Annotated in this window: 12 protein-coding genes and 1 pseudogene; 9 read left to right on the forward strand and 4 right to left on the reverse strand. The window is 65.9% G+C overall.

What is annotated here, in order from left to right; translation table 11 throughout:
- The first annotated feature begins 138 nt into the window (after positions 1 to 138).
- The 9 genes and pseudogenes from ACEN9Q_RS26280 to ACEN9Q_RS26320 all read left to right on the forward strand — a co-directional run bounded on the left by ACEN9Q_RS26280 (position 139) and on the right by ACEN9Q_RS26320 (position 8,529).
- Positions 139 to 1,314, forward strand: coding sequence for an acetyl-CoA C-acetyltransferase (locus ACEN9Q_RS26280; RefSeq protein WP_056445203.1), 1,176 nt, complete (start codon positions 139 to 141; stop codon positions 1,312 to 1,314).
- A gap of 95 nt (positions 1,315 to 1,409) precedes the next feature.
- Complete coding sequence (phbB, locus tag ACEN9Q_RS26285; protein ID WP_056445199.1) at positions 1,410 to 2,150, forward strand: acetoacetyl-CoA reductase; 741 nt, start codon at positions 1,410 to 1,412, stop codon at positions 2,148 to 2,150.
- Between the two features lie 174 nt (positions 2,151 to 2,324).
- Positions 2,325 to 2,435, forward strand: a pseudogene (locus ACEN9Q_RS26290) (AAA family ATPase); the annotation flags it as partial.
- Positions 2,436 to 2,669: 234 nt separating this feature from the next.
- Positions 2,670 to 3,056, forward strand: a complete 387-nt coding sequence (locus ACEN9Q_RS26295; protein WP_056445274.1) for a DUF2750 domain-containing protein — start codon at positions 2,670 to 2,672, stop codon at positions 3,054 to 3,056.
- Positions 3,057 to 3,070: 14 nt separating this feature from the next.
- Positions 3,071 to 4,390 (forward strand): amino acid deaminase, encoded by a 1,320-nt coding sequence (locus ACEN9Q_RS26300; RefSeq protein ID WP_495626571.1) that lies wholly within the window; start codon positions 3,071 to 3,073, stop codon positions 4,388 to 4,390.
- A gap of 55 nt (positions 4,391 to 4,445) precedes the next feature.
- Positions 4,446 to 5,402, forward strand: a complete 957-nt coding sequence (pip, locus tag ACEN9Q_RS26305; protein ID WP_056445196.1) for a prolyl aminopeptidase — start codon at positions 4,446 to 4,448, stop codon at positions 5,400 to 5,402.
- A 77-nt stretch (positions 5,403 to 5,479) separates the two neighbouring features.
- Positions 5,480 to 5,926 carry a DUF2721 domain-containing protein gene (locus tag ACEN9Q_RS26310; RefSeq protein WP_056445193.1) on the forward strand — a complete coding sequence of 149 codons (447 nt, stop codon included), beginning with the start codon at positions 5,480 to 5,482 and terminating at the stop codon, positions 5,924 to 5,926.
- Between the two features lie 21 nt (positions 5,927 to 5,947).
- The gene (locus ACEN9Q_RS26315; protein WP_056445190.1) at positions 5,948 to 6,403 is read left to right on the forward strand and encodes a hypothetical protein; all 456 of its coding nucleotides are present in this window, start codon (positions 5,948 to 5,950) and stop codon (positions 6,401 to 6,403) included.
- Between the two features lie 80 nt (positions 6,404 to 6,483).
- Positions 6,484 to 8,529 carry a 2,4-dienoyl-CoA reductase FMN-binding domain-containing protein gene (locus tag ACEN9Q_RS26320; RefSeq protein WP_495626572.1) on the forward strand — a complete coding sequence of 682 codons (2,046 nt, stop codon included), beginning with the start codon at positions 6,484 to 6,486 and terminating at the stop codon, positions 8,527 to 8,529.
- A 233-nt stretch (positions 8,530 to 8,762) separates the two neighbouring features.
- Here the strand turns inward: ACEN9Q_RS26320 and ACEN9Q_RS26325 are convergent, their stop codons facing one another.
- The 4 genes from ACEN9Q_RS26325 to ACEN9Q_RS26340 form a co-directional block, all read right to left on the reverse strand.
- Entirely contained in the window at positions 8,763 to 9,929 is a 1,167-nt protein-coding gene (locus tag ACEN9Q_RS26325; protein ID WP_495626177.1) for an IS4 family transposase, read from the reverse strand.
- Positions 9,930 to 10,071: 142 nt separating this feature from the next.
- Positions 10,072 to 10,563, reverse strand: a complete 492-nt coding sequence (locus tag ACEN9Q_RS26330; RefSeq protein ID WP_056445188.1) for a hypothetical protein — start codon at positions 10,561 to 10,563, stop codon at positions 10,072 to 10,074.
- 209 nt (positions 10,564 to 10,772) lie between these two features.
- A complete protein-coding gene (locus tag ACEN9Q_RS26335; protein ID WP_056445186.1) occupies positions 10,773 to 11,894 on the reverse strand; it encodes a beta-ketoacyl-ACP synthase III in 1,122 nt (373 codons plus the stop codon).
- A gap of 132 nt (positions 11,895 to 12,026) precedes the next feature.
- A complete protein-coding gene (locus ACEN9Q_RS26340; RefSeq protein ID WP_495626573.1) occupies positions 12,027 to 13,454 on the reverse strand; it encodes a S41 family peptidase in 1,428 nt (475 codons plus the stop codon).
- Positions 13,455 to 13,515 lie beyond the last annotated feature (61 nt).

Here is a 13,515-nt window from a genome sequence, read left to right on the forward strand (position 1 = left end):
ATGCATGCGGATGCCGCCGTTCAGTGCAACCGTTGCGCTGGTTTTCGGATTCTTCCAGGCCTGGTCAGAAAAAGGCCGACAGCAGGGCTGTCCACTCATTGAACCCCGGCCACTGGGGCCGGGATACCGGAGATTGATATGGAAGATGTCGTAATCGTGGCCGCCGGCCGTACTGCAATCGGCAAGTTCGGCGGCACGCTCTCAAAAGTTCCGGCTGCCGAGCTAGGCGCCCAGGTCATCAAGCACCTGCTGACGAAGACGGGCATCGATCCGGCCGCCGTCAGCGAAGTCATCATGGGCCAGGTCCTGACGGCGGGCGTCGGCCAGAACCCGGCCCGCCAGGCCGTCATCAAGAGCGGCCTGCCCGACAAGGTGCCGGCGTTCACCCTCAACATGGTGTGCGGCTCCGGCCTGCGCGCCACTCACCTGGCGGCCCAGGCCATCAAGTGCGGCGACGCATCGATCGTGATCGCCGGCGGCCAGGAAAACATGAGCGCCTCGCCGCACGTGCTGAACGGTTCGCGCGACGGCTTCCGCATGGGCGACGCCAAGCTGACCGACACGATGATCGTCGACGGCCTGTGGGACGTCTACAACCAGTACCACATGGGCGTGACGGCCGAGAACGTCGCGCGCAAGTACGAGATCTCGCGCCAGGAACAGGACGAGTTCGCGCTGCAATCGCAGCTGAAGGCGGAAGCGGCCATGAAAGCCGGCAAGTTCAAGGACGAGATCATCCCGATCGAGATCCCGTCCAAGAAGGGCCCGACCGTCTTCGATACCGACGAGTATCCGAAGCACGGCGCCACCCTGGAAGGCCTGTCCAGCCTGCGTCCGGCCTTCAACAAGGAGGGTTCCGTGACCGCCGGCAACGCGTCCGGCCTGAACGACGGCGCCGCCGCCGTGATCATGATGTCGGCCTCGAAGGCCAAGGAACTGGGCCTGACCCCGATCGCCCGCATCAAGGCCTATTCGTCGGCCGGCCTGGACCCGGCCATCATGGGCATGGGCCCCGTCGACGCCGCCCGCCAGGCGCTGGAAAAGGCCGGCTGGACGCACGAAGAAGTCGACCTGATGGAAATCAACGAAGCCTTCGCCGCCCAGGCCGTCGCCGTCAACAAGCAGATGGGCTGGGACACGTCGAAGATCAACGTCAACGGCGGCGCGATCGCGCTGGGCCACCCGATCGGCGCCTCGGGCGCGCGCGTGCTGGTGACCCTGCTGCACGAAATGATCCGCCGCGACGCCAAGAAGGGCCTGGCTGCGCTGTGCATCGGCGGCGGCATGGGCGTTGCCCTGGCGGTCGAGCGCTGAAGTAATCCGGCACGGCGCCACCGCTGGGGCGCCATGCCGGTTCTGTAATCAACAAGTGTGTGCGCTATATTTAAGCGAAAAACGAGGAGAAGACGATGGCTAGAGTGGCATTAGTGACCGGCGGCATGGGCGGCCTGGGTGAAGCGATCTGCATCAAGCTGGCGGCGCTCGGTTACAAGGTCGTGACGACGTACTCGCCGGGCAGCAAGAAAGCGGAAGGCTGGCTTGCTGCGATGCGCGAACAAGGCCATGACTTCAAGGCGTACGAATGCGACGTGTCCGATTACGACTCGGCCCAGGCCTGCGTGGCCAAGGTCGTGCAGGAAGTCGGTCCCGTCGACGTGCTGGTCAACAACGCCGGCATCACCCGTGACATGACGTTCAAGAAGATGGACAAGGTTAATTGGGATGCGGTCATGAAGACCAATCTCGATTCCGTGTTCAACATGACCAAGCCCGTCGCCGACGGCATGGTCGAGCGCAACTGGGGCCGCATCATCAACATCTCGTCCGTCAACGGCCAGAAAGGCGCGTTCGGCCAGACCAACTATTCCGCGGCCAAGGCCGGCATCCACGGCTTCACGAAGGCCCTGGCGCTGGAAGTGGCGCGCAAGGGCGTCACCGTGAACACCATCTCGCCGGGCTACATCGGCACCAAGATGGTCACCGACATCCCGGCCGAAGTGCTGGAATCGAAGATCCTGCCGCAGATCCCGATGGGCCGCCTGGGCAAGCCGGAAGAAGTGGCGGGCCTGGTCGCCTACCTGTCGTCGGACGAGGCAGCCTTCGTCACCGGCGCCAACATCGCCATCAACGGCGGCCAGCACATGCAGTAAGCGGCCGTCGCGCCGTCACGCATCGACACCGCCCCCGGGCGGTGTTTTTCTTTCCGGAGCAGCGCGCCGCCACTCACCGCCAAGCCATATCTGCGCGCTGTCCAGGTCGACCCGCGGGCCGCGATCGACCTGGATCGCTATCCGTTCACCATTCCCGCCGTGCGCGCACTGGGCGTGCTCGAGCCGCATCCCGACGTCACTTTTTTCGTCGGCGAGAACGGCGCCGGCAAGTCGACGGTGCTGGAAGCGATCGCGGTGGCGCTGGGCTTGCCGGCCGAAGGAGGCACGAAGAACGTTTCCAGGACACAGCAGGAGGTGTCGCCGCTGCACCGGCTCCTGCGCGTGACGAAGGGCTCTCGACGACGAACCGGGGTCAGGACGAACCGGGGTCAGAGCCCGATTTTGAGAAATTTCCTAAAACCGGGCTCTGACCCCGGTGTCGGCCTGCGCGCCGTGATGGGGCCAACGTGTCGTATCCTCGTCCCGACGGCCGCCGCCGGGCGTGCGAGGAAGAGGGCAATGATCGATACTGAACAAGTGAAGGCCGTGGTGCGCTTGCCGGCGCCGCAGCGTTATGAATATTTCGTCAAGCGCGTCGCTGCCACGGGCACCGTGTGGGGCCTGTACCGCAACGGCTGGGCGCTGGCGAAGAAGGACGATGGCACGCTCGTGTTTGCCATGTGGCCGGACCGTGAATTCGCCCGGCTGTGTGCGGAATTCGAGTGGGACGGCTACGAGCCGCACGCCTTTGCGCTGGACGAGCTGCTGGGAGAATTGCTGCCCCAGCTGCAGCAGGACGGCCTCGTGCCGGGCATCTTCCGCACCCCCGGCTCGAAAGGCGTGATGCCGACGCCGGGCCTGCTGCGTGTCGACCTCGAGGACGAATTGCGCAGCCTCGACGCTTGATGGGAGAAGACCACATGAACGCATTGCCGCACGGCGCACTCGCCTTGTCCAGCCTGGAAGAACAGGTATTGCTGCCCGGTGTGAAGGGCCTGCCGTTGATCGCGCCGCTGCGCCAGGGGGCCATCGGCGTGCAGGGATGGAACGTGCTGCATGGCGACACGAGTTACCCCGTCGCGGTGCTCAAGACGTCCGCGCTGCGCCACAACCTCGAGTGGATGCGCGACTTCTGCGCGCGCCACGGTGTGCGCATCGCGCCGCACGGCAAGACGACGATGTGCCCGCAACTGTTCGGCGCCCAGCTGGCGAACGGCGCCTGGGGCATCACGCTGGCGAACGCCGTGCAGGTGCGGGTGGCGCACCGTTTCGGCGTGCGCCGCGTGCTCGTCGCGAACCAGCTCGTCGCGCGCGGCGACGTGCGCATGGTGCTGCAACTGCTGCACGAGGACGCGGGCTTCGAATGCGTCGTGCTGGCCGATTCGCTGGCCGGCGTGGCGCGCCTGGCCGAGGAAGTCGAGGCCCATCCGCTCACGCGCCCGTTGTCCGTGCTGGTCGAACTGGGCCTGTCGGGCAAGCGCGCCGGCTGCCGCACGCCGGAGGAGGCGCTGACGGTGGCACGCGCCATCGAGCGCGCGCCCGGCCTCGTGCTGGCCGGCTTCGAGGGTTACGAGGGCCTGCTCGTATCGGACGACTCCGACGCCGATCTGCGCGCCGTGTCCAGCTTCGTCGCGCGCCTGTGCGCGCTCGTGCGCGAGGCCGACGATGAAGGCCTGTTCGGCACGCGCGAGATCCTCGTGACGGCCGGCGGGTCGTCGTACTTCGACCTCGTCGCGCGCGGCTTCCAGGAATTGCACGGCCTGTCGCTGCCGCTGGTCCCCGTGCTGCGCAGCGGCTGCTACCTGACGAGCGATCACGGGATGTACCAGCGCCACATCGAGGCGCTCGACGCGCGCGAAGGCACGGCAAAGGGCGAGGGATTGCGGGCCGCGCTCGAGATCTGGAGCGTCGTACAGTCGCGTCCCGAGCCGGGCCTCGCGATCCTGACGATGGGCAAGCGCGACGCGTCGCACGACGCCGGCCTGCCGCTGCCCCTGTGGCACCACCGGCCCGGCCCCGGCGCCGCGCACGTGCTGCCGGACGGCTGCGAGATCGTCAAGATGAACGACCAGCACGCGTACCTGCGCCTGCCGGAAGGACCCGTGCGCGACATGCTGGCGGTGGGTGACCTGGTCGGCTGCGGCATCTCGCATCCGTGCACGACGTTCGACCGCTGGCCGCTGCTGCTGGCCGTGGACGACGACTACGCCGTGCGCTTCGCGCTCAACACTTTCTTCTAGATCGGCCGGGCGGTAGGCTACAATCGGTTGTCGTTTTTTCACAGACCGATCCGCCATGCCCGTTACCCCGCCGTCGCTGTTCCCGCCCATCCTCCCGAACCGTCACGGCATGCTGGCCGTGGACGACCTGCATACGATCTACTGGGAAGAGGTGGGCAACCCCAACGGCATCCCCGTCGTGTTCCTGCACGGCGGCCCGGGCGCGGGCCTGTCGCCGCAGCACCGCCGCTTCTTCGATCCGGCCACGTATCGCGTGATCCTGTTCGACCAGCGCGGCGCCGGCAAGTCGACGCCGCTGGGCGAATGGCGCAACAACACGACGCAGCTGCTCATCCAGGACATCGAGCGCCTGCGCGCCATGTTCGGCATCGAGCGCTGGCTCGTGTTCGGCGGCTCCTGGGGGTCGACCCTCGCGCTGGCCTACGGGCAGGCGCATCCGGAACGCTGCCTCGGCTTCATCCTGCGCGGGATTTTCCTGTGCACGCCGGCCGAGATCGAATTCTTCCTGTACGGCGTGCAGTGGTTCTATCCGGAGCTGTACGACGAATTCATCGCCCCGATTCCGCTCGAGGAGCGCGGCGACCTGCTGGCGGCGTACACGAAGCGCCTGCTGTCCGACGACCCGCAGCAGTACTGGCCCGCCGCGCGCGCGTGGAGCCGGTTCGAAGGCCGCCGCGTATTCCTGCTGCCGCAGGAAGAAGAACATTCGTCCGACACGCTCGACCTGGGCGTGGGCCGGCTCGAATCGCACTACATGGCGCAGGGCGGGTTCCTCGAGCCCGACCAGCTGTTGCGCGACGTCGGCCGCGTTGCCCACCTGCCGGCCGTGATCGTGCAGGGCCGCTACGACGTGATCTGCCCGCCGCTGTCCGCGTACCGCCTGCACCAGGCCTGGACCGGGTCGCGCCTGCGCATGATCCCGGACGCCGGCCACGGCGCGCTGGAAGTCGGCATCGCCCGCGCCCTCGTCGCGGCCACGGAACAGTTCAAGCGCCACGGCCGCTTCGATTGAAACGATGGTAATCCGGACACAGGCCGCCGCCTGCTACACTGTCCCCAGCTTCTTACAATAACGACAAGCTACGCAGCATGAATATCCAGACCAACGACATCGGCCATGTCATCCAGCTGTCGATCGCGCCCGTGTTCCTGCTCACGGGCGTGGCGACCAAGCTGACGGTACTGATGAACCGCCTCGCGCGCATCATCGACCGTACCCGCGACCTCAAGATCGAGTTGCGCAAAGGCCCCGACCCCGAATGCAGCGAGGAGCTCGACGTGCTGTACCTGCGCTGGCGGCTGATCAATTATGCGATCACGTCCAGCACCGGCTGCGGCTTCCTGATCTGCGTGATCATCGCCTGCCTGTTCCTCGGCGATACGACGAACCTGCCGCTGGACCGCTACATCGCCGGCCTGTTCGTGGTGGCCATGGTCGCGCTGATTGCCAGCTTCATCTTCCTGCTGCGCGAAGTGTCCGTCTCGTTCCGCTACATGCGCATCCACCGTCACGACGATCCGGCCCGGCCGGACTAGATTTCACGAATCGAGACCATCATGCACGACTATCAACGTCCCCCCACCTTGCACCGCTATGGCCTGCGCGCAGAGCTGGAACTGGCGCTGTCGACCGGCCAGTTCAAGCTTCAACCCGAGAACGGGTTCCTGACGCTGTCGTTTTCCACCGCGTGGAACCGGCAGCTGTTCGACGTCCTCGGCCCGGCCGACAGCTGCCTCGTGATCCACAACACGGAGGAATTCGGCGAGCGCCTGCACCGCGCCGTCCAGCGCACGCTGCCCAACTGGGCCGGCATCGATGGTCCCGTCGAATATGGTGTGCGTTCGCGCCTCGGCCAGGCGTTTTCGCACACGGCGGCCGACGCCCGCGAAAAGGAGTGGAAATTCGCCTGGCGTTCGCTGGCGCCGCATACGAGCCTGAATCCCGTCACGGTGCGCATCGGCAGCATCGAGCAGTTCGCCGAACTGCGCACGCCGGAGAGTTATCCGGCCTGACGTCCGGCCGCGCGCGCGATTAGAACCACGGCTCCAGGAAATCCCGGTGTAATGCCGGGATTCCCACTTTCGCCGCCCCCATGACTGCTTCGCTGCCCGGTAACGCCTATCCGAATCTCCTCGCTCCGCTCGACCTCGGGTTCACGACGCTGAAGAACCGCGTCATCATGGGCTCCATGCACACGGGCCTGGAAGACCGCTTCTGGAACTACGGCAAGCTGGCCGCCTTCTATCGCGAGCGGGCGCGCGGCGGGGCCGGCCTGATCGTCACCGGCGGCATTTCGCCGAACCGCCAGGGCTGGCTGCTGCCGTTCGGCGGCACGCTGAACTTCCGCGGCGACGTGTTCAACCACCGCCGCGTCACGCGCGCCGTGCACGAGGAGGGTGGCAAGATCCTGCTGCAGATCCTGCACGCGGGACGCTACGGCTACCAGCCGCTCGTCGTCTCCGCATCGAACGTCAAGTCGCCCATTTCTCCGTTCCGCCCGCGCGCGCTGACGGCGCGCGGGGTCGAGTCGACCATCGCATCGTATGTCCGCTGCGCGCGCCTGGCGCAGAAGGCGGGCTACGACGGCGTGGAGGTGATGGGCAGCGAGGGTTATTTGATCAACCAGTTCCTGTGCGCGCGCACCAACCTCCGCACCGACGCGTGGGGCGGATCGCTCGAAAACCGCATGCGCCTGCCGGTGGAGATCGTGCGCCGCATCCGCGCGGCCGTCGGGCGCGACTTCATCGTCATGGTGCGCCACTCCGTGCTGGACCTCGTCGACGGCGGCAACACGTGGGACGAGATCGTGCAGGTGGCGCAGGCGCTGGAAAACGCCGGTACCACGATCCTCAACACGGGCTACGGCTGGCACGAGGCGCGAATTCCGACCATCGTCACGTCGGTGCCGCGTGCCGCGTTCGCATCCATCGCGGCGCGGCTGCGGGACGCGGTCGGTATCCCGGTGGTGGCGTCTAACCGCATCAACATGCCGGCCGACGCCGAGCATTTGCTGGCCACGGGCAGCGCGGATCTCGTGTCGATGGCGCGGCCGTTCCTGGCCGATCCCGACTGGGTGAACAAGGCGCAAGCGGGGCAGGCCGACCGCATCAACACGTGCATCGCCTGCAACCAGGCCTGCCTCGACCACACGTTCGCGAACAAGCGCGCGAGCTGCCTCGTGAACCCGCGCGCCTGCCACGAGACGGAACTCGTGTACCGGCCGGCCGTGCGCCGCAAGCGCATCGCCGTCGTCGGCGCCGGGCCGGCCGGCTTGTCCGCCGCGACGGTGGCCGCGGCGCGCGGGCACGCCGTCACGCTGTTCGACGCGTGGGACCGCATCGGCGGCCAGTTCAACATCGCCATGCGCATCCCCGGCAAGGAAGAATTCGCGGAAGCCATCCGTTATTTCGGCCGCCAGCTGGAGCTCGTCGGCGTCGAGCTGCGCCTCGGCCGGCGCGTCACGCGCGAGGAACTCGTCGCAGCCGGCTACGACGACGTGATCGTGGCGACGGGCGTCACCATGCGCCGTCCCCGCATCGAGGGCATCGAGCACCCGAAGGTGATGTCCTACCTGGACGTGCTGCGCGAACGGGCCCCTGTCGGCCGGCGCGTGGCGATCATCGGTGCCGGCGGCATCGGCTTCGACACGGCCGAATACCTGATCCACGATGCGGATGCGGCGCGGCCGCAGCCGGTCGAGGACTGGGCCGGCGAATGGGGCGTCGACCTGCGCGTGGCCACACCGGGCGGCCTGGCGAAGCCGCACGGGACGACGCCCGCGCGCAGCATCTGGCTCCTGCAGCGCAAGACCACGCGGCCGGGCGCGGGCCTGGGCAAGACGTCGGGCTGGGTGCACCGCGCCACCCTGGCGCGCAACGGCGTCGTGATGCTGGCCGGCGTGCAGTACGACCGCATCGACGACGCGGGCCTGCACATCACGGTCGGGGGCCAGGCGAAACTGCTGGAAGTGGACAACGTGGTGATCTGTGCCGGGCAGGAAAGCCTGGCGGAGCTGATGCCGCCGGACGACCAGCGCGGCGGGCCGGCGTTTCACAAGATCGGCGGCGCGGCGCTGGCGGCGGAACTGGATGCGAAGCGGGCGATCCGGGAAGGCGCTGAGCTGGCGGCGCGTTTATGACCCGGAAACCCGGAACAAGAACACGGCGTTACCGCGCGGGCGGAAACCATACCTCGTTTCGTCCGGGCGGGGACCAATACGTCGTTTCGCGCCGGCAGTCATCATCCGTCGTTCCCGCGCAGGCGGGAACCCAAGTTAAGTATCCGGAGTCGAAAGATCGGATTTGCTGCGCCAGGTAATTGGGTCCCCGCCTGCGCGCACTGCTGTCCGGAATAAAATTCTTGACAGTTTCATCAGATGAGGCTCAGCTGGAGCTCTGCCATTTCTTGCTGAAGTCGCCGTCGTTGTCGATAGCGGGAAGCTTCGATCTCGGGGCGCTGAAACAAGGTGGCGCGTATCAGCACGAGACAGTCCCAGAGACTGATCTTGAGCGAGTGCCGCTGCTTGTAGAGCGCCACGAGCAAATAGCTGATCAACGCTGTAAGCACTTGGATGCGCACTGCGTTTTCGCTCCGCCCGAGGAATTTTTTGATTTTCAGGTGCTGCTTGATCCACTTGAAAAACAGTTCGATTCCCCAGCGCTCCTTGTAACGCTGGGCGATCTCGAACGCGGCGCTGTCCAGATCGTTGGTGGCCAGGACAAGCGGCGTGTCCTTTTCCGGGCGAGCGATCGTGATACGCCGTAGCGATGCCAGGTACGGGTTGCCTCGTCCTCCGGGACGCTTATGTTTGAGCCGGACGATTTCATCATTGAGCACGACCCCGGCGGCTTCGGCGGGAATGCTTCTTTCTTCGATTATCTGTAGGCCGGCATTGCGTTTGAACCGGGTAACGAACTGCGCCCCAGCCTGACTGATGGCGTTCCACCAGGCGTAGTCGCAGTAGCCTTTGTCGAAGACGTAAAGGGCGCCCCGAACCAGCGGTACGCTCCAGGCTTTCTCTACGTCGTTGACGTTGGCCGCGCTGAACGAAATCCAGTCTGGCGTCCGGGTCTCGGCATCGAGCAGGACATGGACCTTGATACCCTGGGTGTTGCGGGTGCGGTTTTCTTGTGTCCAGCGCTCGAATTCCCGTCCCTTGAGCGTCAACGACGTCGAGTCGAGCAGATACATCAATTCAGCACTATCGCTGCGCAACTGACGCGACACCTGTCCCATCAGCCAATTGGCGACGTCACTGAACACGGTATCGGAGCGCCTGGCGTTCGCATCGGCCAGCGTCGTACGTTTGATCATCCCGGCGCCCAAATGGTAATGGTGAGAGCGGTGATGATTAAAGCCCGTCTCCAGCGCCCGCAAGCCCGGCGCTTCACTGAGCTGCCCGTACATCATTGCGATCAGGTGCTGCCAGTGCCCGAATTTTTTAGAGTACTTGTCGGCCTTGTGTCTTTTTACCAGCCGATCGAACTCCGAGCGGGGCAGGCCCTTTAATAATTCCTGAAAGGTAGCTATGCTGAACATGTTGCGGGGTTTTGGTTTTTTGAGTTTGGCGACTCGGGTATACGCCCGTAAACCAGTCCCTGCAACACCTTCAGCGATTTCCCCTCAAATTATTCCGGACAGCAGTGCGCCTGCGCGGGGACGACGTAACAGGCTTCGAGGTTTATTGTCCCGCCCCGCTGCTGCGTTTCTTGCTCTTCCTGCTGGGATTATCCGATGCCGGCTGCGCCGTCTGATCACCCTGGCGTGGGGTGTTGGCATCGCTCTGCATGGAGCCCGTCGGCGATTCCAGCGCGCCGCCTTTCTGCTGCTGTTCCATGCCGCCGTAGCCCGACTGGCGCGCCGCGTTCAGGCGGTCTTCCTCGCCGCGCGCCTGCATGCGCTGGGCGCTCTGGCGGGCGCTCCAGCCGGCCTGCTGGCCGCCGGCGCCGCCGCGCTGGCTGCCCACGTTGGCGTTGTCGAGGCCGCCCTGCAGCGATCCGCGCGAACGCAGGGCCGCACCCAGCTGTTCGACATTGGCCGACTGGACGTTGGCGCTGCCCGGCGCCACCCAGCCCGGTGCGCGCGGCTGCTGGCTGTTTTCCGCGACGGTGACGGTTTTTTCCTTGGCAATGCCGCGGGAATGCGTGGTGTCCGGCCCTTTTTGTTTCGACATTTGATCCTCCTGTGAGCTGCGCATGCTGATGCGCTGACAGAAGGATCATGCGCGCGGGGAACGCGCTATTCCAGAGGAACAGGGAGCGCACCTTTGTAGGACTGGAACTACCGTAGGGTGGGCACGCCGTGCCCACGCGTGACGTTTGCACCGTGTTGGCGTGATGTTCGCGCCGTGCTGGCGCAACGCGTGGGCGGAGGCCGCCCACCCTACAATTTGCGCACGACGACGCAGCCGATCGAATAGCCGGCGCCGAACGAGCAGATGACGCCGTGGCTGCCGCTGGCCAGGTCGTCCTGGTGCGCGTGGAATGCGATGATCGAGCCGGCCGACGACGTGTTCGCGTACGTGTCGAGGATGACTGGCGCTTCCTCCGGCGTGGCGTCGCGGCCCAGCAGGGTGCGCGTGATCAGCTGGTTCATGCTCAGGTTCGCCTGGTGCAGCCAGAAGCGAGAAATGTCCTCGATTTGCAGGCCCACGCCTTCGACGGTGGCGCGGATCATCGCGGCCGCCATCGGGCACACTTCCTTGAACACCTTGCGGCCTTGCTGGCGGAACAGTTTATCGGGCTGGCCGACGCCGTCCTCGTCAAAACGGTTCATGAAGCCGAAGTTGTTGCGGATGTTGTTCGAGAACTTCGTTTTGAGTTTCGAGTCGAGGATTTCGAACTGGTGCGCGCTCGTGGCCGTCTCGGCCGCCTCGATGACCATGGCCGTGCACGCGTCGCCGAAGATGAAATGGCTGTCGCGGTCGCGGAAGTTCAGGTGGGCGCTCGTGATTTCGGGGTCCAGCACGAGCACGGCGCGCGCCTGGCCCGTCTGCACGGCCGCCGCCGCGGTCTGGATCGCGAAGGTCGCCGACGAGCAGGCCACGTTCATGTCGAAGCCATAGCCTTCGATGCCGAGCGCGTCCTGCACCTCGACGGCCATTGCCGGATAGGCGCGCTGCATGTTGCTGGCGGCGACCAGGACCATGTCGATATCGGCCGGCGTGCGGCCCGCGCGCGCGAGGGCCTGGCGCGCCGCGGCGATGCAGATCTCCGCCTGCAGCGACAGTTCCTCGTCGGCACGCTCCTTGATGCGCGGCGTCATGTGGGTCGGATCGAGGATGCCGGCCTTTTCCATCACATAGCGCGACTTGATGCCGGACGCCTTTTCGATGAAGGCGCTGCTGGACGGCTCCAGCGCGGCCACCTCGCCGGCCGCGATGTTATCGGCATGCTCGGCGTTGAACAGCTCGACGTAGGCATTGAAGGCCGTCACCAGCTCATCGTTGGAAATCGAATTCGGTGGCGTGAACAGGCCGGTGCCGCTGATGACGACAGGTTTCATGGTTGACAGACTTTCATAGACAATAACGGGAGGCAACACCCCGGGAATCAGGCGATTCTACACAATCGTACTGACGGTGGGAACCGAGGGCCTACTCGACAGGAAGCCCGTCAGTACAGGCGTTGTGGGAAATCAGTGGGCTTGTTGTGCGAGCGAGGCGGGTGGCTGGGCGCGCTTGGACAACTGCACCGGCAAGCCCTGCAGGTGATGCAGGGCCTGGGCCAGCTGGAAATCGTCGGCGCTGCCGAATTCGAGCGGCTTGCGGGTGCGCTCGGCCGCCAGGATGCGCATCTGCTCCTCGATGTCGTCGTGGTTCGTCGCATCCTCGGGCGCGTGGCTGGTGTCGTTCTTGAGGTGGTGCTGCAGGTCGGCCTCGCGCATGCGCAGCGCGTTCAGGCCGTCGCCGTCGGCGTTCTCGTCGACGGGGATGTCGGGCACGATGCCGCGCGCCTGGATCGAGCGGCCGCTGGGCGTGTAATAGCGCGCCGTCGTGAGCTTCACCGCGGTGTCGCCGGCCAGCGGGCGGATCGTCTGCACCGAGCCCTTGCCGAACGTCTGGCTGCCGACGATGGCCGCGCGTTTATGGTCCTGCAGGGCGCCGGCGACGATTTCCGACGCCGAGGCGGAGCCCGTGTTCACCAGCACGACCATCGGAATGGTCTTATACAGGTCCGGCACCTTGTCGAGCGGGTCGTTGCCGCGGCTGAGCAGGTAGTACTCGGGGCTGCCGTAGAACCGCGCCTTCGAATCTTCCAGCTGGCCGTTCGTCGAGACGATCTCGGCATTCTTCGGCAGGAAGGCCGCGGCCACGCCGATCGCACCCTGCAGCAGGCCGCCCGGGTCGTTGCGCAGGTCGAGCACGATGCCTTTCAGGTTCGGTTCTTCCTGCGCCAGCGCGGCCAGTTTGGTGGCGAGGTCGTCGACGGTCGGTTCCTGGAACTGCGAGACGCGCACCCAGGCGTAGCCGGGCGCGACGATCTTGCCCTTGACGCTCTTCTGTACGATCTCGTCGCGCACGATCGTGAACGACAGCGGCGCCGGCGCGTCCTTGCGCAGCACGGTCAGCACGACCTTCGTGTGCGGCTCGCCGCGCATGCGCTTGATGGCCTCGTCCAGGTCCATGTCCTTGACCGCCGCGCCGTCGACGTGCGTGATCAGATCGCCGGCCCGGATGCCGGCGCGGGCGGCCGGCGCGTCCTCGATCGGCGTGACGATGCGCACATAGCCTTCCTCGCTCTGGTTGATCTCGATGCCCAGGCCGACGAATTTGCCTTCGGTCCCTTCGCGCAGTTCACGGTAGGCCTTGCGGTCCAGGTAGGCCGAGTGCGGGTCGAGCGCGCCGACCATGCCGGAAATGGCTTGCGTGAGCAGCTTGCGGTCCTCGACCGGCTCGACGTAGTCGGCCTTGATCGTGTTGTAGGCATGGGCCAGCTGGTGCAGGCCCTCGATGGGCATGCCGGCGACCGGCTTGTTCGCCAGGGCCGAGTATTGCATCGTGACGCCGATCCCGAGGACCACGCCGAGGGTGACCAGGGCGACGTTCTTGAAGCTGGAGCGCATGTGGATGGAGCGAGAAGGGAACTGCGGTCCAGTATAACCGTCCCGCGGCCCGGGCGTGGTG

The organism is Massilia sp. Masssp93 (assembly GCF_059491295.1).

Excerpts from the sequence above, each read along its gene's own strand:
- ACEN9Q_RS26280 (WP_056445203.1), top strand. The coding sequence starts at position 139 with ATGGAAGATGTCGTAATCGTGGCCGCCGGCCGTACTGCAATCGGCAAG.
- phbB (WP_056445199.1), top strand. The coding sequence starts at position 1,410 with ATGGCTAGAGTGGCATTAGTGACCGGCGGCATGGGCGGCCTGGGTGAA.
- ACEN9Q_RS26295 (WP_056445274.1), top strand. The coding sequence starts at position 2,670 with ATGATCGATACTGAACAAGTGAAGGCCGTGGTGCGCTTGCCGGCGCCG.
- ACEN9Q_RS26300 (WP_495626571.1), top strand. The coding sequence starts at position 3,071 with ATGAACGCATTGCCGCACGGCGCACTCGCCTTGTCCAGCCTGGAAGAA.
- pip (WP_056445196.1), top strand. The coding sequence starts at position 4,446 with ATGCCCGTTACCCCGCCGTCGCTGTTCCCGCCCATCCTCCCGAACCGT.
- ACEN9Q_RS26310 (WP_056445193.1), top strand. The coding sequence starts at position 5,480 with ATGAATATCCAGACCAACGACATCGGCCATGTCATCCAGCTGTCGATC.
- ACEN9Q_RS26315 (WP_056445190.1), top strand. The coding sequence starts at position 5,948 with ATGCACGACTATCAACGTCCCCCCACCTTGCACCGCTATGGCCTGCGC.
- ACEN9Q_RS26320 (WP_495626572.1), top strand. The coding sequence starts at position 6,484 with ATGACTGCTTCGCTGCCCGGTAACGCCTATCCGAATCTCCTCGCTCCG.
- ACEN9Q_RS26325 (WP_495626177.1), bottom strand. The coding sequence starts at position 9,929 with ATGTTCAGCATAGCTACCTTTCAGGAATTATTAAAGGGCCTGCCCCGC.
- ACEN9Q_RS26330 (WP_056445188.1), bottom strand. The coding sequence starts at position 10,563 with ATGTCGAAACAAAAAGGGCCGGACACCACGCATTCCCGCGGCATTGCC.
- ACEN9Q_RS26335 (WP_056445186.1), bottom strand. The coding sequence starts at position 11,894 with ATGAAACCTGTCGTCATCAGCGGCACCGGCCTGTTCACGCCACCGAAT.
- ACEN9Q_RS26340 (WP_495626573.1), bottom strand. The coding sequence starts at position 13,454 with ATGCGCTCCAGCTTCAAGAACGTCGCCCTGGTCACCCTCGGCGTGGTC.